Raw genomic sequence first — 427 nt, 5'->3', positions numbered from 1 at the left:
CGTTACCGTTTGCGAGTCATGCGACTTGGTTTGCAGAGACACCTTTACAGCGCTCCTATCAATCGTTACTTGATGAGCAACCGCAGCTTGCATGGCAAGAGCTTCAGATCGCGCTCAATCAAGAAACTCTTGATAGTCAGTTTTGGTTGCCCGTAAAACAAGAAATACTCACTAGAACTCAATGTGGAAGAATACTCAAGCAAAGTGATGTAACAGCCCACAATATCCAAGTGAGTTTTATCAAACGCTACGGTCTTTCATCACAAGGCTATCAGATTAAAATCTCAGCCGAACCACGCAGCATTGATCTAGATGAACAGGCACAGTCAGTCACACTCATCGCTCCAGATGGCCTTACGATGATTGAAGGTCAGTTCAACTCGGGAGTCGACTACCAAGAAATCGAGACTAATGAGATGTTCATTAA

Annotated in this window: 1 protein-coding gene; it reads left to right on the top strand. The window is 44.3% G+C overall.

The window, feature by feature from the left end; translation table 11 throughout:
* On the top strand, positions 1-427 hold a 427-nt coding region (locus A3712_RS10200; protein WP_157618737.1), incomplete at both ends, for a DUF2861 family protein.

Source organism: Vibrio sp. HI00D65, assembly GCF_001635455.1.
Classification (GTDB): domain Bacteria; phylum Pseudomonadota; class Gammaproteobacteria; order Enterobacterales; family Vibrionaceae; genus Vibrio.
Note: the sequence above shows the minus strand (reverse complement) of the source record. Positions and strands in the feature narration are given on the sequence as shown.